Source organism: Halobellus ruber, from assembly GCF_014212355.1.
Taxonomy (GTDB): domain Archaea; phylum Halobacteriota; class Halobacteria; order Halobacteriales; family Haloferacaceae; genus Haloquadratum; species Haloquadratum rubrum.
The window spans coordinates 681,572-705,389 of sequence record NZ_JACKXD010000002.1; the positions used below are offsets into that span (position 1 = coordinate 681,572).

Genomic DNA, 23,818 nt, shown 5'->3' on the forward strand with positions numbered 1-23,818 from the left:
GGACGGACCGGTCCTCGGCGATGTCCGGGGTTGACCACTTACTCCGCCGGCTGTTTTACTGCGCGCCCGGCGACGTCGATGCGGAACCGTGCGCCGCCGTTCTCGTTCTCGCTCACGTCGACGTCCCACCCGTGGGCCTCGACGATCTCGGCGACGATCCTGAGTCCGAATCCGGTCCCCTCCTCGTCGGGCGAATAGCCGCTCTCGAATATCCGCTCGTGGTCCGCCTCGGGGACGCCGGGGCCGTCGTCGGCGACGTAGAACCCGTTTCCGTCGGGGAGTTCGCCGACGGTAACTGTCACCTCGGGCCCTCCGTGGTCGATCGCGTTTCGGAACAGGTTCTCGAGTACCTGTCGGAGCCGGGATCGATCGGCCCGGACAGTCAGGCTGACGTCGGTCCGCAACGTCGCCTCGCCGGTGGCAACCGTCCGCCAACAGGCATCGACGAGCTCTGCGAGTTCGACGGGCTCCGGATCCCTGACCGCCTCGCCCTGCCGTGCCAGCGTCAGCAGGTCGTCGATGAGCGTCTCCATCCGGTCGAGCGCGTCCGCACTCCGGTCGAGGTGGTCGCTTTCGTACTCCTCGCGGGCGAGTTCCAGCCGCCCGCTCGCGACGCTGAGCGGGTTTCGGAGATCGTGGCTGACGACGCTGGCGAACTGATCGAGCCGCTCCGTCTGCCGTTCGAGTTCCCGTTGGCGTCGCTGCTGTTGGGTGACGTCCCGGAGCACGAGCAGGTCGCCGCGTTTCTGCTCGTCGCGGGTGCGGATCGGCGAGACGCCGATATCGAAGGTCCGTTGTTCCCCGTCGAGGTCAAGGGAGACGGTACTCTTCGCTCCGTCCACCGCATTCGCTAGCGCGGGAGCGACGTCCGAGAGCGTCTCCGCTCCCTCAGGGACGAGACGAGCAGCGGCGTCGTTGAGCGCGATCGGTCCCCGAACGTCGTCGCGGACGATGATCGGGTCGTTCATCTCCTCCAGTAGCAGGTCCGTCACCAGCGGCTCGTAGTCGAGGAAGTCGTACGCGAAGAGCGCGCTCCCGACGACGACGACGGTGACGGTGAAGAAGATCGGCGAAGGATCGAGCGACGGATGGAGGCTGTAGCCGCCGACGTAGTATGCGACGTTGATGCCGACGAACGCCAGATCGCCGCCGAGGACGGCGAGCGCTTGGCGACCCTGGCCGCCGACCGCCCGTCGCGCAAAGCGTATCAGCAGCCAATACGTCACGAGGACGGCGCCGTAGATGACGAGAAGATTCGCGGTGAAGAGATCCGTCGGAGTCCACTCGACCAACATCAGTCCCTGGAACGACGCCGGACGAGGATCGGCGAGCAGAAGCTCGGTCACCGGGTTCGTGAGAACGAGCAGGACGTAGATCGCGTTCCACCCGAGAAACAGCGTTCGAGGCCACCCCCGGAAGCGCTCGTCCCGCCGCGTGTAGGCCACCACGAAGACCACCCACGAGACGAGCGATCCGAGCGCGAAGACGTACGAGAGCGTTTTGAACGCCAGCGCCGCGTTGAACGTCGGGCTGAGCCAAGTCAGCGCCGTTGCCGTCGACCAAGCCGACTGAAACAGCACGAACCACAGAAACGGGCGGGCGGCTGCCGTGTCGCTACGGCGCCACGCGAGAAGCGCGAGCGCGCCTCCGATCACGGCGCTGACGAACGCTGCACCGACGAGCCCGGTCGCCAGAGCTGACAACTCGGTCACTCGTGCCTCGTTTTCCGGGACTCAATATAAAGATCCGGCGGCGTCCAGCGCGGTTGTCACCAGCGAACCGCACTCTGCGACCGGGTGGTTGGGGGGCAACCTATCGGCTCAGTAGCCGGGGGGTCGAACCGACGGAGCCATCAGTATTCCGCGCCGTCGGCGTCGAGTCCCGCCGCGAAGCCGCGACCGAACAGGTAGTAGGTCGCGATCTGGACGTAGAACAGGCCGAAGATTCCGACGAGCAGGAGGGTCAGAACGCTCGCGATGGTCCCCAAAACGAGGCTGACAGCGATCACGAGCACCCACGCGATCAGGTATTCACGGGTCAGCGCACCCGAGAGCACCGTCGACAGATCGAACGCCGCCACGAGCGAATCCTCGCGGGCAAAGTTCGCGAACATCGCGGGGACGACGTAGCTGAGCAGGAGAACGGCAACGGCGAAGACGACTATCCCGAGAAGCCCCAACCGGCCGCTCGCCGCACCGGGATCCACCCCGGAGGGATCGCCGGCGAGGAGCGATCCCGCGCCCAGCAGGACCGCGACGGCGATCTGCACGGCGAGGAGGACGATCACTACGAAGACGTTCAGGACGAACAGTTTCACCCCGTCGATCAGCAGTTCCACCCAGTCGTCGAACTGCGGTAGATCGGGATCACCGTTCGTGACGCCGCGTAGGACGCGCACGTAATACCCCTGCAGGAAGAACCACGGCAGTACCAGCACCGAAAGGACGGTCAGAAGGCCGCCGATGAGGATCGTGCGGACCCAGCTTTCGCCGTCCAGCGGATAGCGGAGAGCGTCGGAAAGCATCGTTCAAACCAACTCGCTTCCGGTAAGTAGTTCTACCCAAGAGTGAGACGGCGATTTTGACGAGCGGCTGATACTATTTCCGGCTCCCCAGCCGATGCCGATCAGACCGTCGACCCCTCCACCGGCGTCTCACCGGGTTCTGCGGGTTCGAGTCCCCGGTGATCCCCCCACGCGCGACCGACGATGTAGTAGGCGGAGACGGCGGCGTAGAACCCGACGAACCCGCCGATCACGAAGCCGATGATCGGGATCGCGTTCAGCGCACCCGTGAGCAGTCCCGCGCCGACCACGACGGCGAACGCCCACAGCCACGCGATCGCGTAGGTGCCGGAGAGAAGCGCCGGACGGAGCCTGGAGACCGAGAAGCCGGCGGTAACCTCGCCGGTCTCCGCCAGCGCCGCGATCGCTGCAGGCACGACGTAGGCGGCCACTAGGGCCGTCACGAGAGCCAGCAAGCCGCCGACGAGCAGGACCACGAGCCCGAGACCGCCTGCGGCCGTTCCGGCGGCTCCCGGCCCCTCGACGACCGTGAACGGGAGGATCGATCCCGCCACGACGACCACCGCCAGCACGGCGGGGACGAGACCGTAGGCGAGCGTTATCGCGAACGCTTTCACCCCGTCGACGAGCATATCGCCCCACTCGTCGAACGCCGGGGGGTGTTCGTCGCCGTGCATCGTGCGCTCCAAGACCCGGACGAGGTAGCCCAAAACAAGGATGGTCGGCACGACGAGCGCACCCAGAAGGCTCAGGATACCGCCGATCAGTACTGTTCTCGTCCAGTCGTCGTCGTCCCGGGGGTAGTGGAGTGCATCCTCTATCATAGCGATCGAGCGGTGCCGGCCCCCGCGTGCGTCCGACTCGCTGCGCGGCCGAATGACCTGCTCTGTGCGTCTTACGGCGCCGACGAGACATAAGTATAGTCCAGTTACTCGCCGGTGGTCACTCCTCGACGATCTCGCTGCCGCCGGCCGGGAGGAACTCCTGGATCCGGTCTGGGCTCGCGACCTTCCGCAGGAACGACTGGTCGGCGAAGCGGTTCTTGAACTCCCGGTAGATCATCTTGGCGGCGTCGTTCTGCGCGTACCGTCCGGGGCGGAGGCGGACGGCGGTCGCAACGCGGTCTTCGATCGCCGACGGGGGGCCGCCGACTACCCGGGTCTCGCCCTCACACTGCACGCCGACCGCGACCTCGCTTTCGACGTCCCGGTAGTACGTCCGGTCGCCGCGGATGACGAACGACCCCTTCTCGATGTACTCCCCCGACTCGGGCGTCTTCGACACCTGATCGGGGGTCACGGCGTAGGCCTCGCCGGCGAACCGCCCCTCCTTCCAGGTCGAAGAATAGGAGACCGCGAACTGCGCGGCCTCCGAAAGCGTCGTTTCGGGGAAGTCGACGGGCGCTGCTGGCTCGGAGGGCCCGGAGGCCTTCACCACCGTCACCGGGCCGCCGTGGGCCTGCGTGTGAAAGAAGCGGTCGTGTTTGTCGAGGTACTTCGTGACGATCTCCTCGTTCTGGTCGGCGTTGCGGCCGCCGATCACGAGGAAGCCGTCGGAGGAGTGGAACCACCGGAACCGCTCGTACCACTCCTCGGAACTCCTGATCGGGATCGACTCCATCGAGAGCCACTCGCGGTCGACGTCCTCGTCGTCGCCGTCGGGTTCGGGGTCCTCGTCGGCTTCCCACGCGTCGCGACGCCGTTTGACCGCTTCCAGTTCCTCGCGGGTGTTCTCGATGGCCTCCAGCGCCCCCTGCTTTTTGTCCTCGATCCGCTTTGCCTCCGTGTAGAGGCGGTCGGCGTTCTTCTCGACGCCGGTATCGACGTCGACGGTGACCTCGGTGTCGTCGAGTTCGACTGTGACGGTCCCCTCGGCGCCGTCGACGTCGACGACAGCCTCCGCGGCGGGGATCCCCCGCTCGGCGCCCCGAGCGAGCGTCTCGCGGATCTCGTCCCACGACACGTCCTCCGCTCGTGCGTCCCGCACGGTCGAGAGCACCTCGTCGACGAGGTCGTAGTTCGCATACAGGAGCTCCGCGCGGCGGCGTTCGGCCTCGGCCTGCTCCTCGAACTCCTCGATCGCGCCTTCCTGCTGGTCGATGATGCGCTTCTGTTTTGCGATCTCCGCCTCGAAGTCCGGCCGGGGACTCGCCGCCTCCTCGGCGGAATCGTCGTCGGCAGTCCGTTCCAGCCGGTCGAAGTACTCGTCGACCGCCTGGTTGAACGAGTCGGCGGCCTCGCTGTCGAGCCCCTCGCGTTCGTGTTCCTCCAGCGGGAACGGTGTCGCGTCGACGACCGCGCCGTCGTCCTCGTAGACGCGCGGGTCGAACTCGCCGGCGCGGAGTCGGGTCCGGAGGTCCTCGAGGGCGCCGTGGAGCGGACGGTACTCCTCGTCGCCCGCCTCCGCGATCGGCGTGGTCTTCTCGACGCCGGCCCGGGTGCAGACCTCCTCGGCGTAGAGGCCGCCCAGGTTCAACTGGGTCGCCAGCGTCCGCACCACGTCGGTGTCGGAGTCGTTCATCCGGCGGGCGAACGCGTCGTAGCTCACCGAGAGCGGGTTCACCCGGGAGGCGGGGAACTCGTACTGCGCACCCGGCGCGATCGTACGGGACTTGAGCCGGACGGTTTCGAGGCTCCGGACGACCTCGCCGGTCTCGTCGAGGACCGCGACGTTGCCCTGCCCGAACAGCTCCGCGACCACCCGGGTGTCCTCGTCGCCGCGCTCGAAGGAGAAGGTGAGGATCCGGTCGAACTCGAACTGCTCGACGCCCGCGAAGTCGGCGCCCGAAAGGCGGTTCCGCAGCATCTTCGCGAAGTTCGGCGGCCGTCCGGGCGCGTCGGGAACGCGGTCGGGGTCGGAGACGTGGGCGCGCTTCGTGTCGCCGACCTCGACCAGCAGTTCCACCCGGCCGCGGTCGAAGTCCCGCATCTTGAAGCGGAGCAGATCGTCGCCGTAGAGGTAGACCTTGTCGACCTTCGCGCCCTCGTACCGGTTCAACTCGGTGACGAGGGCAGCCAGATCGACGCTCGTGAGCTCCCGCTTCGGATCCATACGCGACCTTCTCGGGGGAGAATGAAAAGCCGCACGTTCCGTACGGGGAGGATCGCGAACGTCCGAACCGCCGAGTCACGCCGCTTTTATCCGACGACCGGCTACGGTCAGGTAATGTCGAAAGTGAGTATCGGGCTCCGCGGGTGGCGCTTCGACGAGTCGGCGGTGTTCACCGACGACGGGGAGTTCCGGTCGCTCGACGAACTGGACGGCGACACCCGACAGCGGCTCGTCCGGCTGACCTACCTCCAGGGCAAACCCTGCGACGCCTGCTATCTCGTCTACGGCGAGGCCGACAAAAAGCGGTGCAACCAGGCCGGGATCGTCTACGGCGAACCGATGGAGGAGGTGCTCCTGTGTCCCGACCACGAGGCGGACTTTCTCTACTGGTTCCGGGAGGCCGGCGGCGCCGACGCGGCTGGAACCGAGACGTTCCGCGACGAGTTCCACGAGTGGTTCGCGGCGGGGAACCGCGCGCCGGAGGGGTACGGCGGCCTCGACCACGTCGACACCGACCCCGCGGGACTGCCCGACCCGCCGGACCCCGAGGAGATCAACCGTCGCCTCAACGAGACCCACGACGGCGAGCGGAAGCGGATCGACCTCCGGACGGGTGAGATCACGACCGTCGACGACGAGGACGACGTCGACGCCCTCGATCTCGGTCGGGAGTACCCAACGGGCTGATGGCCGACGACGATCCGACAGTCGGCTCGGAGAATGGCGATACCGAACGCCTTGCGGGGACCGGGCGCACCCACGACCCGATCGTCGTCGTCGTCGACCCCGAAACCCCCGGCAACGTCGGGACCATCGCCCGCGCGATGAAGAACTTCGGGCTCTCGGACCTGAAGCTCGTCAACCCGCCCGAACTCCACGAGGACGGCGAGGCCTACGGGTTCGCCGGCCACGCCCGCGAGGACGTGCTCCCGAACGCCGAGGCGGTGACCTTCGAGGAGGTCGTCGAAAACTACCACACGATCGGCACGACCGCGATCACTAACGACGACAGCCGCCGACACGTCCGCTTTCCGTTCAAGACGCCCGTCGAGGTCCGGGAGAGCCTGGAAACCGTCGACACGCGGACCGCGCTCGTGTTCGGCCGGGAGGGGACCGGCCTCGACAACGAGGAACTCGCCCGGCTCGACGAGGTGTGTTCGATCCCCGCGAGCGCGGAGTATCCGGTGTTGAACCTCGGGCAGGCGGCGACGATCCTCCTGTACGAACTCCGGACGCTGACGGTCGAGGAGACCCAACTGCCGGACGTCGAGCGCGAACGCGCCGACGAGGCCGCGATCGACCGCTTTTATGAGTTCTTCGAGACCTTCCACCGGTCGGTCGAGAGTCGGGAGCACAAACGCGAGAAGACGCGGGTGATGATGCGCCGGCTGATCGGCCGGGCGCATCCCACGGAGCGGGAGATCACGACGCTCACGGGGATCTTCCGCCGGGCGAACGACCTCATCGGCGACCGGTCGTTCGGCGACCACGTCGACGGGGCGACCGACGGCGACGACCCCTCGACCTGATTGTCGGCGCGGGCTGACAGCAGGTATAAATCGCTGGTCGCCCGTGTGGGGGTATGGTAGTCCCACTCGTCGGCGGGGTGATCTCGTTCGTGATCGCGCTGCTTGTCGGCGGCCTCGCGATCCACATCAGCGCCCGCGTCGTCGTCGAGGTCGACGACTACAGGCGGGCGGTGATCACCGCGATCCTCGGGGCGGTCGCGTGGGCGCTCACCTCGTGGATCCCGCTTTTCGGCCCCGTGATCGCCCTCGTCGTGTGGGTCGGCGTCATCAACTGGCGGTATCCCGGCGGGTGGACGAAGGCGGCGATCATCGGCGTCGGCGCCTGGATTTCGGCGCTGCTGCTCCTGGTCGTGGTGAACTCGGTTCTGGGGCTCGGAATCGGCGCCTTCGGCGTCCCCGGGGCCTGATCGGGTCGCCCCCTCACCCGCGTCACGCCCGCTTTTGGATCTCCTCGCGGAGCACGTCGCTGACGGTTTCGCCGTCGGCCTTCCCGCGAAGCGCGCCCATCGCCTCGCCCATCAGCGCGGAGAACGCCCCCATCCCCTCGGCTTCGACCTGCTCTTCGTTGCGGTCGACGACCTCGCTGACGGCGTCGCGGACGTCCGATTCCGACACCCCCGAGAGGCCGGCCTCCTCGACGGCCGCCTCCGCCGAGAGGGTCGGGTCCGCGGCGACCGTCGAGAGCACCTCCTCGACGCCCTCCTTCGCCAGGTCGCCATCCTCGACCAGCCGCATCACTTCGAGCAGGTGGTCGTCTGTCAGGTTCCCGACCGCGACGTCGTCCCGGCGGAGTTCCGTCAGCGTCGATTCCAGGACGCCAGCCGCGAACGTCGCGTCGATGCCGGCGTCGACCGCCCGCTCGAACAGCGGCATCCGACGGCCGTAGGCGACCTGTTCTGCGAGCCCCGAACCGAGACCGAGTTCCGACTGGTACCGGTCGACCTTCTCGGTGAGGAGTTCGGGGGTCTCGACGTCGGAGGGGTCGAGTTCGACCGGCGGGACGTCGGTTTCGGGGTACATCCGCGCCGCGCCGGGCAGCGGCCGCAGGTATCTGGTTGTCCCGTCGTCGTTGGCGCCGCGGGTCTCCTCCGGAACGCCCTCAAGAGCGGTTGCGGCGCGCTCTGCGACCGCCTCGATCGCGAGGTCGGCGGTTTCGGTGTCGGCGGCGACGATCGCGACCGCGTCGTCCCCGCCGGCGCCGACCGCCTCGCGCAGGGCCTCGACCTCCGCGTCGGTCACGCCGTAGGCGGGGAGTTCGTCGGTGTGGAAGATCCCGCCGGCCCCGTTGCGCTTTGCGTGATCGGAGAGTTCGGTGCCGAGACGGCGGTCGGGCTGGATCTCCCGGCCGACCAGGCCGTCGAAGCCGTAGAGCGGGACCGCGGTCACGGAGCCTCCGTCCCCGAGGGCGCCGCCGATCACGCCGGAATCGGTGCCGTCGAACACCTCCGAGACGTCCCGGGTTTCCCCGACCGAGGCGTCGCGTTCGACCAACTCCTCGCGGATCGAGAGCAGTTCGACCTGCCGGCCGACCTCCCGGCGGACGATGTCGTCGATGTCGTCGAGCGCCTGGACGCCCTTGATCTCGACGCGGGCGCCCTCGGCGATCGAGACGTTCACGTCCTGACGGATCGTCCCGAGGCCACGCTTGACCGACCCCGTCGACCGGAGCAACATCCCGATGGTCTCGGCGGCCTCCCGCGCCTGTTGGGGGGAGTCGATGTCGGGACTGGTCCCGATCTCGACCAGTGGAACGCCCAGCCGATCCAGGGAGTAGGTGACGCCGCCGGCCCGTTTCTCGACCCGCTGGGCGGACTCCTCTTCGAGCAGGAGGTCCTCGACGCCGACCGCGCCCTCGCTCGTTTCGATCTCGCCGTCCTGGGCGACGAGCGCCGTCCGCTGGAAGCCGGAGGTGTTGGAGCCGTCGATGACGAGTTTCCGCATCACGTGGGCCTGCCCCACCGGCTCCATCTCCAGGAGGTCCGCGATCTGGAGGGCGACTTCTCGGGCCTCGGTGTCGAGCCGGTGGGGCGGCTCCTCGTCCTCCTCGACCAGGCAGGTGGTGTCGTAGGCGAGATACTCGAACTCGCGGTCGACGCGGCTCTCCTCGACGGCGGCGTCGTCGAGTTCGCCGAGTTCGCTCCGCGTGGGGTGGAGGTACCGCGTGAACGAGCGGACCGCCTCGCCGGGGTCGCGTTCCGAAGTCGGGCACCGACAGAACAGCTTCGTTGCGGTGTCGAGCTGCTGGTGGATCTCGAGCCCCGCGACGAGGCCGAGGTCGTCGTAGTCGAAGTCGGTCATTACTGAGGAGTGGGTACCCCCGGAATAAAAAATGGTTCAGTCCGCGACGGCGCCGGCGACACCTGTGGCCCCGGCGTCGGTGTGACTATACCCGCCGGAGTCCGTCGCCGATGCCCTGTCCCTCGTCGCACTCGGGGCAGGCGTAGTGCCAGCCGTCCGTCGTCGCCCGGCCCTCCGGGAACCGCGCCCCGCAACGTCGGCACTCGAGGAGGTCTCGACCGCGCTCGCGGGACTGTTGAACTTCCTGCATACCTACAGATTCGACGGAAGTCAGTATCAACGTACCGGTTTTTTGCCGGCTCGATTCGGCGGCTACTCCCCGCCGAGGATGCCTCGGTGGGTCATCGACTCGGGATCCAGCACCTCGTCGGCCTCGGCTTCGGTGAGGTACCCCTTGGCGACGACGACCTCACGGATCGTTTTGCCCTCCTTCAGCGCCGTCTTCGCGACCTCGCTGGCCTTGTCGTAGCCGATCGTTGGGTTCAGCGCGGTGGCGAGCGCCATCGAGCGTTCGACCTGCTGCCCGCAGACGTCCTCGTTGGCCTCCAGTTTCGCCACGAACCGCTCGCCGAAGGTCTCGGCCGCGTTCGAGAGGAGTTCGGCCGACTGGAGGACGTTGTGAGCGATGACCGGCTTGTAGAGGTTCAGGTCGATCTGCCCCTCTGCGGCCCCGGCCGCGACCGCGGCGTCGTTGCCGACCACCTGCTTGTGGACCTGGTTCACCGCCTCCGCGACGACGGGGTTGATCTTCCCCGGCATGATCGAACTCCCGGGCTGGTTCTCGGGCTGTTCGATCTCGCCGAGGCCGTTGCGCGGCCCCGACGCGAGCAGCCGGAGATCGTTCGCGATCTTGTTCAGCGAGCCCGCGACCGTCCGCAACGCGCCGTGGGCCTCGCTCATCGCGTCGTGGGCCGCCTGCGCCTCGAAGTGGCTGTCGGCGGGTCCGAAATCCAGGCCAGTTTCCTCGGAGATGTACTCCGCGGCCCGTTCGGGGAACTCGGGGTGGGTGTTGAGGCCGGTGCCCACTGCGGTCCCCCCGAGAGCGAGTTCCGCGAGATCATCGGTGACGTTCTCGACGCGGGTGATCCCCTTCTCGACCTGGGTGCGGTAGGCGCCGAACTCCTGTCCGAGTCGGACGGGGGTGGCGTCCTGGAGGTGGGTGCGGCCGGTCTTGACGACGCCGTCGAACTCGGTTTCCTTTTCGGCGAGTTCCTCGCGGAGCGTCCCCAGGGCCGGAACGAGGTCCTTGTGGACGGCTTCGAGCGCCGAGACGTGCATCGCGGTCGGGATCACGTCGTTGGAGGACTGCCCGTAGTTGACGTGATCGTTGGGGTGGACGACCCGGTCGCCGACGGACGCCCCGAGGATCTCGGCCGCGCGGTTGGCGATGACCTCGTTCGCGTTCATGTTCGAGGAGGTGCCCGATCCGGTTTGGAACACGTCGACCGGGAACTGGTCGTCGTGGTCGCCGGCGATCACCTCGTCGGCGGCGTCGACGATGGCGTCGGCGACCTCGTCGTCCAGGAGGCCGAGATCGCGGTTGGCTGACGCCGCGGCTCTCTTGACGATCCCGAGCGCCCGGACGAACCGGCGGCCGAAGGAAATCCCCGAGATGGGGAAGTTCTCGACCGCCCGCTGGGTCTGGGCGCCCCAGTAGGCGTCGGTCGGTACCTCGACCTCGCCGAGGCTGTCCCGCTCGATCCGGTAGTCGTCGTCGGACATGTCCGGGGACACGGCACGACCCCGCGTAAAACCCGTCGGTTCGGCCCCCGCGTCGACCTCGACGATCCGCCCGCCCGACTCCTATCCCTCGTACTCCTCGGGCGTGTAGGTCTTCATCTCCAGGGCGTGGATGTCGTCGGTCATCGCGTCGCCGAGGGCGTCGTACACCATCTGGTGCTGTTCCACCAGCGACTTCCCCTCGAAGGCAGTCGAGACCACGACCGCGGCGAAGTGGGCGTCCTCGTGGTCCTCATCGGGAACCCGCGGGAGCGTGACGCTCGCCTCCGCGTCGGGGATTCCGGCCTCGATCCGCCGTTCGACCTCGTCGGTGTCCATACCCGGTGTCGGCGGCGCGGGAAAATAAACTCCGTTACTCGCGAGGGCGTCGGCCGGACTCCCCGCGACGCCGTTTCGACCCCGCCGCGAACACTTATGTGCGAAACCGCGGAAGAACTCGCCAACAGCAGACACAGTATGTCCGGCGGTCCATCCTTCGGCGACGTCCTCGGAACCGACAGCCGCTGCCACGCCCGCTACACCGCGGCCGCGTCGTCGGAACTGTCGTCGAACGACGACCTCCGGGCGGCGATGGCGGCGTGGGAGTCGCTCGTCGTCGAGAGCCACGGGGACGTCTTCGGGCAACTGGACGCCGGCGTCGACTCCCTCTTCGTCGATGCCCTCTACGTCGACTTCGTCGTCGACCGGCTCATCGACCGGTACGAACGCCGCGTCGGCGTCGAGCTCCGAAACCGGTCTGCGGCCGAAAACACCGACGTCCTGCCCTTCGAGCTCCACACGCTCCACGCGGCGGTCGAAAGGGCGGTTCCCGGACGCCCGCTGGGAGAGGCGGTCGACCGCGTCGACCCGATTCACCCCGAGTCGGTTGCTGGCCTCCTTCGGGAGCTCCACGGGAGCGTCGTGTCGACCCCGCTCCGTCGACTGCTGGGGTCGTACTACACCCCCCGTGGAGTCGCCGACGTCGCGGTCGGCGAACTCGACGTCGATGACGCCGCGTCGGAGACGGTGCTGGATCCGGGCTGTGGCTCGGGCGTCTTCCTCGCGGCCGCCGTCGACGCGAAACTGGCAGCGCTTGAGGAGGATCTTCAGCCCGATGCCCGAGTCGACGCCATCACGAGCACGGTGTACGGGATCGACTTAGACCCCATCGCGGTCAAGATGGCGAAGCTTTCGTACCTCCACGCGCTCCGGCCCGCCATCGGATCGAGTTCCCCGGACGGAATCGAGGTTCCGGTGTTCCTCGCTGACTCGCTCGGGATGACGCGCGAGGAGTCGATCAGTTTCCGGGCCCGAACGGTCGACCTCACGGTCGATCACCTGGTCGGGAACCCGCCGTGGCTCACGTGGGGCGCCCTCCAGGAGTCGGTCCGTGAGGCCTGGCGGGAGACCCACGTCGACCGGCTCAACCTCCTTCCTCACCCCGGCACGGAGGCCATACTCGGCCACGCCAACGACGACGTGTCGGTCCCGTTCGTCTGGGCCTGGATCGACCGGTATCTCGACGACGGCGGCGACGCCAGTTTCGTTCTCAAGCGGGACATCCGCACGGGCCCGGCCGGTCGGGTGTTGCGCCGCGGGCAGGTGGGCGACCGGCCGGTGAGTGTCCGGCACGTTCACGACTTCGGGGGGCTCCGGCCGTTCGGCGACGACGTTGCGGTGAACGCCGCCGTGTACACCATCGGGGCCGACAGTGAGCCGTCGTTTCCGATCCCGATGGATCGGTGGTCTCGGTCCGGGGACGCACCGTCGTTCGCGACGGGCGGGGCGATGCGTGGAACGTTAGCCCGCGAGCGGGTCGGGCTGGTCCCGGTAGACGACGCCGATCCCGGCTCCTCGTGGATCGGGACCGACGCCGAACGGCGCGCACACGGCGAGTGCAGCCACGAGATCCGACACGGCGTGAAGGACGACGCCGCCGAGGTGTTCACCGTCGATCGGGCGCAACTCGGGGAGCTGGACCACGACCACGTCTACCCGTATCTCCGATCGAAGCACGTTGTCAAATACGGCCTGTTCGGCTACGACCTGCAGCTGGTCCCGATGCGGACTGCCGGGCAGGACAACGCGGCCGAACTGCGGGCGGCCCACCCAGACACGTACGCGTACCTCGAACGCAACAGGGAGCGACTCGAATCGCGGTCGTCGACCTGGCTCGACGGCGGGCCGTTCTACAACCTGTTCGGGCTGGGGCCGTACACCTGGTCGGCGTACAAGGTCGTCTGGTGTCGGCTGGGGTTCAAACCGCACTTCGCGGTCGTCTCGGCCGTCGAGGACCCGGACCTCGGCGAGAAGCCGGTCGTTCCGGGCGATCACTGTATGTTCGTCCCGACGGACGACGAGTACGAGGCACACTTCCTCTGCGGGCTGCTCAACTCGGCCCCCTACCAGCGGTCGATCGAGGGGATGGCCTCGGAAGGGAAGGCAAGCCTGTCGAAGGCGGTGGTCTCGGAACTCCGCCTCCCGGAGTACCGCGGGACCGGCCCGGAGCGTCGTCTCGCCGAGCGCTCGATGGCGGCCCACCGGATCGTCCCCGAGTACACCCACCTGAGCAAGCGCGCATACAACGACACCGAAATCGAGGAACTGGCGGCCATCCAAGCCGAGATCGACGACCTCGCCGGCCGAATGCTCTCCGGCGGAGGTGCGGGGCTCGGCGGTGAGTGACCGACGGCTCTCGCGTGTCGAAGGCCGCAGTTGGACCCCCGCAGGACCCGAGGAGATCGACAGCCGCGGCGCTCACATCTGGTACCGGCGCTCGTCGTCACGCTGCGGGTACTGGTCCTGGCCGGTCATCTCCTCGTAGGTCATCCCTGAGAGGTACTCGTCGTAGGTCACGTCATGTTCCTGCCGGAGGTGGAAATCGAGCGTCCCGCGGTCGACGGTGGTCTGAAACAGCAGGTGGACCGCCCGCCGGAGCAGCTCGTCGGTGTCCTCGGTCCCGAAGGCGGCCGAGAGCATCGCGAGTTCGTGGCGCGTCTCCCGATCAAGCGACACTGACTGCTCGGCGTCGATGTCGGCGTACGTCGACTCGACCCGATCCGTTAGCTCCTCTAAGCTCATATCCGCATCTCGGCCGGCGGCGGCAAACGGGTTTCGCCTCGGGATCGACCAGAACCCCCAAATCCCGAGGGGTCCAACCGCCGGCCGATGACCGACGGCGACGCCCCGGAGTTCGACGATCCCGCTGCCGTCCGCGACGCCCTGGTGGCCTGGTACGAGGCCGACCACCGTGCCTTCCCGTGGCGGGAGACCGCGGATCCATACGAGATCCTCGTCTCGGAGGTGATGAGCCAGCAGACGCAGCTCGACCGGGTCGTCGACGCCTGGCGCGACTTCCTCGACCGCTGGCCCTCCGTCGAGGCGCTTGCGGCCGCCGACCGCGCGGCGGTGGTCTCCTTCTGGACCGACCACTCGCTGGGATACAACAACCGTGCGAAGTACCTCCACGAGGCGGCCGGGCAGGTCGTCGGAGGTGCGGTCGACGGCGTCGACGCCGGGGAGTGGCCGCGGGATCCGGAGGGCCTCTCGGAGCTGATGGGTGTCGGACCCTACACCGCCAACGCGGTGGCGTCGTTCGCGTTCGACAACGGCGACGCAGTCGTCGACACGAACGTCAAACGGGTGCTGTACCGCGCGTTCGACGTCCCAGACGACGACGCCGCGTTCGAGGCCGCGGCGAGCGCGCTGATGCCCGACGGTCAATCCCGGGTGTGGAACAACGCCATTATGGAACTGGGGGGCGTCGCCTGTCAGAAGACCCCGCGGTGCGACGAAGAAAGTTGCCCCTGGCGGGAGTGGTGTCACGCGTACCGGACCGGTGACTTCACTGCGCCGGACGTGCCTACACAGCCGAGCTTCGAGGGGAGCCGTCGGCAGTTCCGCGGCCGGGTGATCTCGACGCTGACGGAGTACGACGAACTCCCCTTGGACGACCTCGGCCCGCGAATCAGGGTGGACTACGCCCCGGATGGGGAGTACGGCCGGGGATGGCTCCGGGAGCTCGTTTCCGATCTCTCCGAGGACGGCCTGGTCGAACTCGACGATCGCGGGGGCGCGACAACCGTCCGGCTTCGCCGGTAGCCGGGCGCGGGGATAGCTGTCCGCGGCTGTCACGGTCGGGTATCGGTAAACGCCGCGTCGACTCAGTACTTCGGTTCCGCGCCGGTGACGTCGTAGATCCCCTCCATCAGCCTGTCACGCTCCGACTGCCAGACCGAGACCGCCTCGGGGCGGCCCGGATACCGGCCGTAATGCTCCATCAGTTCGTCGGCGAGGTTCTTGGTCCGGTAGAACTCCACGATCTGACTCCAGTAGCCGAAGGAATCGCGGACGGTCTTCGCCAGCAACGCCGGTCCGAACGAGGTGCTGCCGGAGTACAGCGCCTCCGCCAGCTTCTCCCCCGGCAGCGACGCCAGAAGCCCCATCAGGTTGTCGACGTCGATCGCAGTCGAGAGCACGTTGTAGACGTCGAGCCCGGCGTACCGCGCCCCGAAGTGGTCCATCACCCGCTCGTTGTACCGCCACAGCGCCGACTCGCCCACGTCGCCCTCGGTGACCGCGTTCACCGCCTGCTCGCCGGCGTAGGTGCCCGCGTAGGCGGCGCCCGCGATCCCGCCACCGGTGGTCGGGTTGACGTGGCCCGCGGCGTCGCCGGCGGCGATGAACCCCGGCGCGACCGCCGAGTCGTAGGGGCGGCGGGTCGGCAGCGCAGCGCCCAGCTTGTCGGTCACGGTGGCGCCGTCGAACTCCGGTCGGGTTTCGAGGTCCCGCCTGAGGTCGTCGACCAGCTGCATCGGCTCCTCGTTCATCTGAAAGCCCAAGCCGGCGTTGATCGTCGTCTCGGTCCGCGGGAAGTACCAGAGGTAACCCGCCGCACGCTCGGTCGGTTTGAACACCAAGGCGTCGTCCCACTCCACCGGTTCGGGGACTTCGACGATCTCCCGGTAGGCCGAACAGAACTGCGAGTACGAGACGTTCGTATCGAAGTGCGTGCCCGAAAAGTCGGTTTTGTCCTGGAGGATCGACAGCGCGCCCGCGCCGTCGACGACGACGTCGGCGGCGTACTCGGCGACGTCGCCCCGCCGCTTCCCACGGATTCCGGTCACGGTGCCGTCGTCGTCCTGCGTCACGTCCTGGACGACCGTGTCGTAGTGGAACGCCGCGCCCGCGTCCTCGGCGGCCTCGATCAGGAGGCGGCCGAACTCCCACCGGTCGATGACCGCCAGTTCCCCGGGGACGGGGATGTCGAGGACGGTGTCTTCCTGCGGGATCTCGAAGCGGCCGTGGTCGACGCCGGTGTTCGTGAACGCGCTCTCGATCCGGGATTTCGGGATCACCTCGGGGAACGCGTCGGCCCCCTTCAGCGCGTCGCCGCAGGCGATGTGGCCGGCTTCCTCGGCTGTCTTGCGCTCGACGACGGCGACGTCGAGGCCCTCGCCCGCGGCGGCGGCCGCGGCGTAACACCCGGCCGTCCCCGCGCCGACGACGACGACGTCGTACTCGTGGGAGGTACTCATCGTCACGACTCCCGCCCGCGCGGTAAAAACTCTTTATGTCGGGCGGATCCGCAAGCGCCGGCCGGGTTACGAGTCGCCGACCTCGACCGCTCCGAGCAGGTGCTCGACCGTCCCGGCGACCGCGTCGGGGGTCGCACCCACCACGCGGATCATCGGCTCCTTCCCGACCGCCCCCCGGTCGGCGACCGCACGCGGCGGCTCGTCGCCCCGCCCGAAGCTCCGGCCGGCGGCCCACTCCATCGTGGACGCCGCCTCGGGTTCGGCGGACCGATCGAACCACGCGACGGGGGCGTCGAGACGATCCAGCCCGCGTTCGGCGTCGGGTGTGAGCTTGCAGTTGGTCGCAAATCGGAGGTTCGGCTCGTGTTCGCGGGCCGCGAGCAGGAACCGCGCGAGGTGGCTCGACGCCCCGAACCGGACCCCCGAGTTCGGCGCCACGCCGTCCAGGGTGCGGGTGATCCGCCCCTCAACCGCGGCCACGTCGTCGACCGTCTCGGCGTGCGGCGTCGCGCCGACGACGTTTATGCCGACCTCCGCGAGCAGCGGGCGCACGTCAAGGTCGACGAACCGGTCGACGAGGCCGCGGACGGCGTCGAGGGTCGCCCGCTCGCGAGCCGCGTTCCGCCGGTCGACGAGCGGGTTGACCGCTCCCGGTCCCTCGCCGACGTCGAGCGGATACCGGACCGCGCGCTCGGCGAACGCGACCGCGCGCTCGACCGCCGGTTCCAGGCCGGCGCCGCGAGCCAGGCCGGCCGCGATCGCCGCCGACAGCGAGCACCCCGACCCGTGTGTCGCGCCGGAGTCGACCCGCGGATGCGTGAACTCCCGGACCTCCTCGTCGGTGACGAGCAGATCCCTGACGGTGTCGCCGTCGCCGTGGCCGCCGGTCACGAGCGCCGCCTCGGCCCCCCGGTCGACCAGCCACCGGCCGGCCTCGCGGGGGGTCGGCGCCCGGTCCTCGCCGGTCCCGCGTTCGACGAGGACGGCGGCCTCGTCGTGGTTGGGCGTGACGAGCGTCGCCTCGGCGACGAGATCCGTGTACGCCCGTTCGCCCGCGGGGCTCAGCAGCCGGTCGCCGGCGGTCGCGACCATCACCGGATCCACGACCAGCGGGAACGACCGGCCGTCGACGCACTCGGTGACGGTTCGGACGACCGCGGCCGTGCCGAGCATCCCGGTCTTCGCGGCGCCGACCGCGAAGTCGTCGGTCACGGCGTCGTACTGTGCGCGCACGTCGGCGGGGTCGAGGACCGTCGAGCGCTCGACGCCGCGGGTGTGCTGGGCCGTGACGCCCGTGACGACGCTCGTCGGGAACGCGTCGTGGGCCGCCATCGTCCGGACGTCGGCCTGGACGCCGGCCCCGCCCCCGGAGTCGCTGCCCGCGATCGTGAGCGCGACCGGAGGCGATACGGGCGCGGGCCGCCGGCGCGCGTCGGCGTCGCCCCCGGTCATCCTGGCGACACCCCCCACGACTCCCCGGCGTACGCCATCTCCCAGAACCGGTGTTCCAGCCGTACGCCCGTCTCGAACGCCTCCCGCATCGACGCGCGCGCTCCAGGGTTGGCCTCGGCACAGCGGTCGACCAGCTCCCGGAGCCACGACACCGACTCCCGGAAGGTATCGTCGGTGTAGGTCTCGATGAACGGGGTGTAGCGGTGGTCGCCCTCCGAGAGTGTCGCCATACGCTCGGCGACGTCCAGGTACCCCCGGCCGCACGGGTACACCGCCGCGACGATCTCCGGCAGCGACCCCGTCGAGGCCGTCCGCACCAGGAAGTTGGTGTAGGCGACGCAGGTCGGCGTCTTCTCCGCGGCGCGGAGGTCCTCGGGGGTGAGTCCGTGGTCGGCGGCGAGCTCCCGGTGGCGGTCGAGTTCGTGGTCCGTCACCGACCGTGCGATCCCGAGCAGCCGTCGCATCCGCGCCTCGTCGGTCGCCTTCGCCGCCGCGGTGGCGACCGTGCGGGCGTAGTCGAGCAGGTAGTGGTAGTCCTGGGTGAGCCACCGCCGGAACGCCGCCGGGTCGAGCGTGCCGGCGGCGAGTTCCCGGACGAACGGGTGGTCCTTCTGTGCGGCCATCGCCGCCTCGACCCCTTCGAGGAGTCGGTCGCTGAACGCCATCAGTCGTCGGCGGAGGCGGGGGCGTCGCCCGGGAGGTCGACGACCGGCGCGGTCGCTCCGAGCTCGTCGAGTGCGACCTGCGCGGCGCGCTTGCCCGAGAGCAGCATCGCGCCGAACGTCGGCCCCATCCGGGTCAGGCCGTGGGTCGTCGCCGTCGAGAGCCCGGCGGTGAGCAGCCCGTCGTGGACCTTGCCGGTGCGTTCGACCACCTTGTCCTCGCTGTCGGCCGCCCACATCGAGTCGTGGCCGGGGGAGTCGTGGCCGGGAGCGCCGTACTCGTCGTCCCCGGTGGAATCCATCCCCGTGGCGTGGGTCTCGGCGTGGTCGATCCCGGGGGCGTCGATCGCGCCGCGCTCCTGGAGTTTGGAGACCACGACCGCGTCGTGTCCCGTCGCGTCGACGACGAGATCGGACTCGACGGCGATCGGGTCGACGCAGGTGAGTTCGCGCGGCAGCGCGTGGACGGGCGACCAGTTCATCACGATCCCGGCGACGCGGTGGCCGTCGCGGACGACGACGTCGGTGAACTCGGTCATGTTCTGCACCTTCGCGCCGGCGTCGCAGGCGGCGGCGATCAGCGCGGAGCAGGCGTGGGGGCCGTCGGCGAGGTGGAGCCCCTCGGTGTCGGACTCCTCGTAGGGCACCCCGAGTTCGTCGAGCACCGCGTCTGCGGGCTCGCGAACCGTCACCTTGTTCATCAGGAAGCCGCCGAGCCAGAAGCCTCCGCCGAGGTAGTTGTTCTTCTCGACGATCATCACCTCGATCCCGCGCTCGGCCAGTTCCTTCGCGGCGACCAGCCCGGAGGGCCCCCCGCCGACGACGATGACCTCCGTGTCGGTGAACTCGAGGAACTCCTCGCTCCAGGACTCCGCGATCGCGTTCGTTACCTCCGCGTCGGTGGCGTCGCTGAATCCGCTGAACGACATACAACCCAGTAGTATTACTAAGTGGTTTATTCGTTGTGGCCGGCGGCCCGGGGGGACGTCGGCCGGAGGTCGCTCGGACCGAGCGCCGACGGCGCGGCCGCTCGGCGGGCCGAACGGCCGTCGGCTGGGGGGGAGAGGTCGTCGACCCCGCTACTCCTCGCCGGACTCGTAGTGCTCGCCGGCGGCCTCGGGCAGTCGCGTCCGGCCGACCAGCGCGAGCACGATGATCACGACGACGAACGGGATGATCCGGATGAGCTGTCTGGGCAGGCCGATCCCCTTGAGTTGGAGCACCGTCTGGATCGCGTCGAGCCCCGCAAACAGCATCGTCGCCAGGAACGCCCCGATCGGGTTGTAGTTGCCGAACAGGTACGCCACGATGGCGATGAACCCCTTCCCGTTGACCATCGTCGGCCCGTTGCCGGTGAACTGTCCGAGATCCAGCGACAGCGCCGACCCGCCCATCCCGGCGAGGACGCCCGAGATGAGGACGCCGGCATACCGAACCCGCGAGACGTTGACACCGGCGGTGTCGAGCGCCTTCGGGTTCTCGCCGCTCGCGCGGATCCACCGGCCGAAGGCGGTTCGCTCGAAGACGTACCACGACGCCGCCACCGCGACGAAGAGCAGATACACCGACGGCGACGCCGAAAACAGCGCGCCGAAGAACGGGATCCCAGATAGCACCGGGACGGAGATCGATCCCGTCGTCGCCACGGTCGGGGTGTTTGGACCGTTGTAGATGACCTGCGAGACGAAGGGCGCAAGCCCCAAGGCGATGAGCCACACCGCCAACCCCGCGATGATCTGGTCGGCGCGGAACTCGATCGTGACGACGGCAAAGAGCAGCGCCAACAGGGTACTCGCAATCACGCCGCCGCCGAACCCGATCCAGATCCCGCCGGTGACGTCCGTCACGTAGATCGCGGTGAACGCCGAGATGATGAGCAGCCCTTCCAGGCCGATGTTGATGATCCCCGCCTTCTCCGAGAAGATCCCGCCGAGGGCGGCGAAGGCGATCGGAACCGACAGCCGGAGCGCCGCCGCGAGGGTGTCCTTGTCGGTGATGACGTTCGCGAGGATCCCCAGGAGTGAATCGGGGAACGCTGCGCCGCCGAGAAGCAACGCGACCAACGTTCCGATCACCGCCCACGCGGTCAGTTCTCTGGTCGATCGCGACGCCACCGGCCCCTCGTCGGCGGTCGGAGCGTCGGTACTCGCCCCCGTTTCGCCGGCGTCACTCATCGTCGGACCCTCCCGCGTGACCGCCGTCGGTTGCGACGGGCTCAGCTCCCGGGTCGATCACGCGCCGACCCACGATTCGGAAGAACTCCGGCATCGCTACGAACAGGATTATCAGCCCGCGAAGCACGCCGACGAGCTGCGGTGGAACGTCGGTGGCGAACTGGACGATCGTGGTGCCGCTCTTCAGAACGCCGAACAGCAGCGCCGCGAACGCCACTCCCACCGGGTTGTTGCCCGCGAGAATGGAGACGGTGATGCCGTCGAACCCGTAGGCGGGCAGCCCCGATTGGAACTTCCCGAGAACCATCATCACGTACATCGCGCCAGCGACGCCACCGAAGGCTCCCGACAGTGTCAGACTCGCGACGACCGTCCGCTTTGCGTCCACGCCGCCGTACTCCGCGGCCTCGGGCTGGAGCCCGCTGGTCCGGATGTCGTAGCCGAACGCCGTGTGTTCGAGCAGGTAGTAGAGCCCCCCGATCGCGAGCACCCCACAGGCGAGCGCGACGAGCGAGAAATCCTGGCGGCCACCGAAGAGGACGGTGGGAAACTGGGCGAACTCCGGGAGCGGCACCGTCTGGTTCGCCGCGCTCTCGGGGTCCTTGAACGCGCCGCCGACGAGGTACAGCGTTACCCCCGTGGCGATGAAGTTGAGCATAATCGTCGTGATCACCTCGTTGGCGTCGGCGTACGCCTTCAGAAGCCCGGGGATCGACCCGTAGAGCCCGCCGAAGACCGCCCCGACGACGATCCCGAACGGGATCAGGACGATGGTGCCGGCGACCCCCGAGACGACGTCCGCACCCCGGAGCACGAGGACTGCGGTGGCGAGCCCGCCGACCGCCATCTGGCCTTGTGTCCCGATGTTGAAGATGCCCGCGCGGAACGCAAGCGCGACCGACAGCCCGGTGAAGATCAGGAGCGTGGTCTCCCGGAGCGTGACCGAGAACTGTCCCGCCGGCGACCACCCGCCGCTGAACGGCTCGCCGAGCGCGCCGAGGAACAGGCGGTCGAACACCAGTACGGGATCGTAACAGAAGCCCGTCCCGAAGTAGTAGACCGCGCTGCTCGGCGCGCACGTGGTCATCCGACCCGCGACCAACACCAGGACTGCACCCAGCAGGATCGACAGCAGGAGCGCCGCGGAGCTGATGAGAATCCGCTCGACCGCCGACGCCGCCACCAGGCGTTCGAGGAGCCGGCGCACGCGGTCGGCCGCGCTCACGCCCGCTCACCGCCCGCGGCTGCGTCGGCGTCGACGGGGGCCTCCTCGTCGGCTTCCGTCGGAGTTCCGGCGTCGGCCCCGTCTGCGGCCTCCGGCTGCTGGCCGGCCATCAGCAGTCCGAGCTCGGATTCGGTCGTCGCCCGCGGATCGACCACGTCGACGAAATCGCCCTCGTACATCACCGCCAGCCGGTCGGAGAGCCCTTGGACCTCCTCAAGTTTCGAGGAGATCAGGAGAACCGCAACCCCCGCCTCCCGGAGTTCCAGCAACCGCTCGTGGATGAACTCGATCGACCCGACGTCGACCCCGCGGGTCGGGTGCGACGCCACCACGAGTTCGGGGTCGCGCTCGAACTCCCGGCCCACGATGAACTTCTGCTGGTTTCCGCCCGACAGCGACTTCGCGGGGGTCGCGGCGCCGGGGGTTCGTACGTCGTACTCGTCGATGATCGTCTCGGCGTGGGTCCTCGTCTCCGGCCAGTCGATCCGACCTCGGGGCCCCAGTTCCGGGGAGTGTTGGCTGCCCAACAGCGCGTTCTCCACGAGGTCGAAGTCCATCACCACCCCGCGCTCCTGTCTGTCCTCCGGGATGTACGCCATCCCCGCCTCGATCCGGCGGCGGCGGGAGTCGTCGGTCACGTCCTCGCCCAGGAGCCGGACCGTCCCGGCGTCCGGCGGGCGGAGTCCGGTGAGGGCCTCGATGAGCTCCGATTGGCCGTTGCCGTCGACCCCGGCGATCCCGAGGATCTCCCCCGCACGGAGCTCGAAGGAGACATCGTCGACGGCTCGGACGCCGCGATCGTCGTCGACGACCAGATCGGAGACCGACGCCACCACGTCGCCGGTGTCGGCGGGCGGGCGGTCGACGTCGAGCAGCACCTCCCGGCCGACCATCAGTTCCGCCAGTCCCTCGCGGGTGGTGTCCGATGCGTCGACGGTCCCGACCTTCCGACCGTCGCGGAGGACCGAGATCTCGTCTGCGGCCGCCATCGCCTCCCCCAGCTTGTGGGTGATGAAGATGATCGTCTTGCCTTGGGCGGTCAGCTCCTCGAGCACCCCGAACAGCTCCTCGATCTCCTGGGGGGTCAACACCGCCGTGGGTTCGTCGAGGATCAGGGTATCGGCGCCGCGGTACAGCGCCTTGAGAATCTCGACGCGCTGCTGTTCGCCGACGGAGACGTCCTCGATCCGGGCGTCGGGGTCGACGTCGAAGCCGTAGCGGTCCGCCAACTCGACGACGGCCTCCCTGGCTCCCTTCCGGTCGACCGCCAGCCCGCCCCACTTCCGCGGCTCGTTGCCGAGTGTGATGTTCTCGGTGACCGTCATCGGATCCACGAGCATGAAGTGCTGGTGGATCATCCCGATGCCGGCGTCGATGGCGTCCCGCGGGGAGTCGAACTCCCGCTTTTCTCCGTCGACGACGACCCGTCCCGAGGTGGGCCCGTACAGCCCGTAGAGGACGTTCATCAGCGTCGTCTTCCCGGCGCCGTTCTCCCCCAGCAGCGCGTGGACGGTTCCTTCTTCGACCTCGAAGTCGACGTCGTCGTTCGCGACCACGCCCGGGAACCGCTTCGTGATTCCCTCGAGGCGGACGGCCTTGGACATACGTCTGTTACCCTCTGGTGTGGTCATAAACGAATAGGTTTGG

Annotated in this window: 21 protein-coding genes; 5 read left to right on the forward strand and 16 right to left on the reverse strand. The window is 68.7% G+C overall.

The features are described 5' to 3' along the window. Positions 1–38: 38 nt before the first annotated feature. The 4 genes from H5V44_RS08290 to rqcH all read right to left on the reverse strand — a co-directional run bounded on the left by H5V44_RS08290 (position 39) and on the right by rqcH (position 5,575). Entirely contained in the window at positions 39–1,712 is a 1,674-nt protein-coding gene (locus tag H5V44_RS08290; protein WP_185192633.1) for a histidine kinase N-terminal 7TM domain-containing protein, read from the reverse strand. A gap of 140 nt (positions 1,713–1,852) precedes the next feature. Continuing rightward, entirely contained in the window at positions 1,853–2,524 is a 672-nt protein-coding gene (locus H5V44_RS08295; protein WP_185192634.1) for a DUF4013 domain-containing protein, read from the reverse strand. Positions 2,525–2,625: 101 nt separating this feature from the next. Then, positions 2,626–3,348, reverse strand: coding sequence for a DUF4013 domain-containing protein (locus H5V44_RS08300; protein WP_185192635.1), 723 nt, complete (start codon positions 3,346–3,348; stop codon positions 2,626–2,628). A gap of 118 nt (positions 3,349–3,466) precedes the next feature. Beyond that, positions 3,467–5,575, reverse strand: a complete 2,109-nt coding sequence (rqcH, locus tag H5V44_RS08305) for a ribosome rescue protein RqcH (protein WP_185192636.1) — start codon at positions 5,573–5,575, stop codon at positions 3,467–3,469. A gap of 114 nt (positions 5,576–5,689) precedes the next feature. Here rqcH and H5V44_RS08310 point away from each other — a divergent pair, with 114 nt between their 5' ends. Genes H5V44_RS08310 through H5V44_RS08320 form a run of 3 tightly spaced genes read left to right on the forward strand, consistent with a single transcriptional unit; the run spans position 5,690 to position 7,511 of the window. Then, complete coding sequence (locus tag H5V44_RS08310) at positions 5,690–6,262, forward strand: hypothetical protein (RefSeq protein WP_185192637.1); 573 nt, start codon at positions 5,690–5,692, stop codon at positions 6,260–6,262. Then, positions 6,262–7,104: an RNA methyltransferase gene (locus H5V44_RS08315; RefSeq protein ID WP_185192638.1), complete on the forward strand. Its 843-nt coding sequence runs from the start codon at positions 6,262–6,264 to the stop codon at positions 7,102–7,104. The genes H5V44_RS08310 and H5V44_RS08315 overlap by 1 nt, the downstream gene beginning before the upstream one ends. A gap of 53 nt (positions 7,105–7,157) precedes the next feature. Beyond that, positions 7,158–7,511, forward strand: a complete 354-nt coding sequence (locus H5V44_RS08320) for a hypothetical protein (protein WP_185192639.1) — start codon at positions 7,158–7,160, stop codon at positions 7,509–7,511. Between the two features lie 22 nt (positions 7,512–7,533). Here H5V44_RS08320 and gatE read toward each other — a convergent pair whose 3' ends face one another. The 4 genes from gatE to H5V44_RS08340 form a co-directional block, all read right to left on the reverse strand. Continuing rightward, the gene (gene gatE / locus H5V44_RS08325) at positions 7,534–9,402 is read right to left on the reverse strand and encodes a Glu-tRNA(Gln) amidotransferase subunit GatE (protein WP_185192640.1); all 1,869 of its coding nucleotides are present in this window, start codon (positions 9,400–9,402) and stop codon (positions 7,534–7,536) included. 85 nt (positions 9,403–9,487) lie between these two features. After that, on the reverse strand, positions 9,488–9,652 hold the full coding sequence (locus H5V44_RS08330) for an HVO_2901 family zinc finger protein (protein WP_185192641.1): 165 nt from the start codon (positions 9,650–9,652) through the stop codon (positions 9,488–9,490). 62 nt (positions 9,653–9,714) lie between these two features. After that, a complete protein-coding gene (locus H5V44_RS08335; protein WP_185192642.1) occupies positions 9,715–11,124 on the reverse strand; it encodes a class II fumarate hydratase in 1,410 nt (469 codons plus the stop codon). 81 nt (positions 11,125–11,205) lie between these two features. Continuing rightward, positions 11,206–11,460 carry a BolA family protein gene (locus tag H5V44_RS08340; protein ID WP_185192643.1) on the reverse strand — a complete coding sequence of 85 codons (255 nt, stop codon included), beginning with the start codon at positions 11,458–11,460 and terminating at the stop codon, positions 11,206–11,208. 138 nt (positions 11,461–11,598) lie between these two features. Between H5V44_RS08340 and H5V44_RS08345 the strand changes: the two genes are divergently transcribed. Beyond that, the gene (locus H5V44_RS08345; protein ID WP_185192644.1) at positions 11,599–13,806 is read left to right on the forward strand and encodes an N-6 DNA methylase; all 2,208 of its coding nucleotides are present in this window, start codon (positions 11,599–11,601) and stop codon (positions 13,804–13,806) included. Between the two features lie 72 nt (positions 13,807–13,878). Here H5V44_RS08345 and H5V44_RS08350 read toward each other — a convergent pair whose 3' ends face one another. Then, positions 13,879–14,202 (reverse strand): hypothetical protein, encoded by a 324-nt coding sequence (locus H5V44_RS08350; RefSeq protein WP_185192645.1) that lies wholly within the window; start codon positions 14,200–14,202, stop codon positions 13,879–13,881. An 87-nt stretch (positions 14,203–14,289) separates the two neighbouring features. On the opposite strand from H5V44_RS08350, the gene H5V44_RS08355 reads away from it, so the two are divergent. Next, a complete protein-coding gene (locus tag H5V44_RS08355) occupies positions 14,290–15,222 on the forward strand; it encodes an A/G-specific adenine glycosylase (protein ID WP_185192646.1) in 933 nt (310 codons plus the stop codon). 62 nt (positions 15,223–15,284) lie between these two features. Here the strand turns inward: H5V44_RS08355 and H5V44_RS08360 are convergent, their stop codons facing one another. From H5V44_RS08360 to H5V44_RS08390, 7 genes are all read right to left on the reverse strand, one after another. Then, the gene (locus H5V44_RS08360) at positions 15,285–16,658 is read right to left on the reverse strand and encodes a geranylgeranyl reductase family protein (RefSeq protein WP_185192647.1); all 1,374 of its coding nucleotides are present in this window, start codon (positions 16,656–16,658) and stop codon (positions 15,285–15,287) included. A 66-nt stretch (positions 16,659–16,724) separates the two neighbouring features. Continuing rightward, the gene (gene thiD / locus H5V44_RS17975) at positions 16,725–18,110 is read right to left on the reverse strand and encodes a bifunctional hydroxymethylpyrimidine kinase/phosphomethylpyrimidine kinase (RefSeq protein ID WP_185192648.1); all 1,386 of its coding nucleotides are present in this window, start codon (positions 18,108–18,110) and stop codon (positions 16,725–16,727) included. Next, the gene (tenA, locus tag H5V44_RS08370; protein WP_185192649.1) at positions 18,107–18,775 is read right to left on the reverse strand and encodes a thiaminase II; all 669 of its coding nucleotides are present in this window, start codon (positions 18,773–18,775) and stop codon (positions 18,107–18,109) included. The genes thiD and tenA overlap by 4 nt, the downstream gene beginning before the upstream one ends. Further along, positions 18,775–19,701 carry a sulfide-dependent adenosine diphosphate thiazole synthase gene (locus H5V44_RS08375; protein WP_185192650.1) on the reverse strand — a complete coding sequence of 309 codons (927 nt, stop codon included), beginning with the start codon at positions 19,699–19,701 and terminating at the stop codon, positions 18,775–18,777. Before H5V44_RS08375 ends, tenA begins: the two co-directional genes overlap by 1 nt. A 150-nt stretch (positions 19,702–19,851) precedes the next feature. Continuing rightward, positions 19,852–20,946 (reverse strand): ABC transporter permease, encoded by a 1,095-nt coding sequence (locus tag H5V44_RS08380; protein ID WP_185192651.1) that lies wholly within the window; start codon positions 20,944–20,946, stop codon positions 19,852–19,854. After that, positions 20,939–22,171 (reverse strand): ABC transporter permease subunit, encoded by a 1,233-nt coding sequence (locus tag H5V44_RS08385; protein WP_185192652.1) that lies wholly within the window; start codon positions 22,169–22,171, stop codon positions 20,939–20,941. The genes H5V44_RS08380 and H5V44_RS08385 overlap by 8 nt, the downstream gene beginning before the upstream one ends. Then, on the reverse strand, positions 22,168–23,775 hold the full coding sequence (locus H5V44_RS08390) for an ABC transporter ATP-binding protein (protein WP_185192653.1): 1,608 nt from the start codon (positions 23,773–23,775) through the stop codon (positions 22,168–22,170). The genes H5V44_RS08385 and H5V44_RS08390 overlap by 4 nt, the downstream gene beginning before the upstream one ends. Positions 23,776–23,818 lie beyond the last annotated feature (43 nt).

Coding starts and splice junctions, on each gene's coding strand:
- H5V44_RS08295 (WP_185192634.1), bottom strand. CDS start 2,524: ATGCTTTCCGACGCTCTCCGCTATCCGCTGGACGGCGAAAGCTGGGTC.
- H5V44_RS08300 (WP_185192635.1), bottom strand. CDS start 3,348: ATGATAGAGGATGCACTCCACTACCCCCGGGACGACGACGACTGGACG.
- rqcH (WP_185192636.1), bottom strand. CDS start 5,575: ATGGATCCGAAGCGGGAGCTCACGAGCGTCGATCTGGCTGCCCTCGTC.
- H5V44_RS08310 (WP_185192637.1), top strand. CDS start 5,690: ATGTCGAAAGTGAGTATCGGGCTCCGCGGGTGGCGCTTCGACGAGTCG.
- H5V44_RS08315 (WP_185192638.1), top strand. CDS start 6,262: ATGGCCGACGACGATCCGACAGTCGGCTCGGAGAATGGCGATACCGAA.
- H5V44_RS08320 (WP_185192639.1), top strand. CDS start 7,158: ATGGTAGTCCCACTCGTCGGCGGGGTGATCTCGTTCGTGATCGCGCTG.
- gatE (WP_185192640.1), bottom strand. CDS start 9,402: ATGACCGACTTCGACTACGACGACCTCGGCCTCGTCGCGGGGCTCGAG.
- H5V44_RS08330 (WP_185192641.1), bottom strand. CDS start 9,652: ATGCAGGAAGTTCAACAGTCCCGCGAGCGCGGTCGAGACCTCCTCGAG.
- H5V44_RS08335 (WP_185192642.1), bottom strand. CDS start 11,124: ATGTCCGACGACGACTACCGGATCGAGCGGGACAGCCTCGGCGAGGTC.
- H5V44_RS08340 (WP_185192643.1), bottom strand. CDS start 11,460: ATGGACACCGACGAGGTCGAACGGCGGATCGAGGCCGGAATCCCCGAC.
- H5V44_RS08345 (WP_185192644.1), top strand. CDS start 11,599: ATGTCCGGCGGTCCATCCTTCGGCGACGTCCTCGGAACCGACAGCCGC.
- H5V44_RS08350 (WP_185192645.1), bottom strand. CDS start 14,202: ATGAGCTTAGAGGAGCTAACGGATCGGGTCGAGTCGACGTACGCCGAC.
- H5V44_RS08355 (WP_185192646.1), top strand. CDS start 14,290: ATGACCGACGGCGACGCCCCGGAGTTCGACGATCCCGCTGCCGTCCGC.
- H5V44_RS08360 (WP_185192647.1), bottom strand. CDS start 16,658: ATGAGTACCTCCCACGAGTACGACGTCGTCGTCGTCGGCGCGGGGACG.
- thiD (WP_185192648.1), bottom strand. CDS start 18,110: ATGACCGGGGGCGACGCCGACGCGCGCCGGCGGCCCGCGCCCGTATCG.
- tenA (WP_185192649.1), bottom strand. CDS start 18,775: ATGGCGTTCAGCGACCGACTCCTCGAAGGGGTCGAGGCGGCGATGGCC.
- H5V44_RS08375 (WP_185192650.1), bottom strand. CDS start 19,701: ATGTCGTTCAGCGGATTCAGCGACGCCACCGACGCGGAGGTAACGAAC.
- H5V44_RS08380 (WP_185192651.1), bottom strand. CDS start 20,946: ATGAGTGACGCCGGCGAAACGGGGGCGAGTACCGACGCTCCGACCGCC.
- H5V44_RS08390 (WP_185192653.1), bottom strand. CDS start 23,775: ATGTCCAAGGCCGTCCGCCTCGAGGGAATCACGAAGCGGTTCCCGGGC.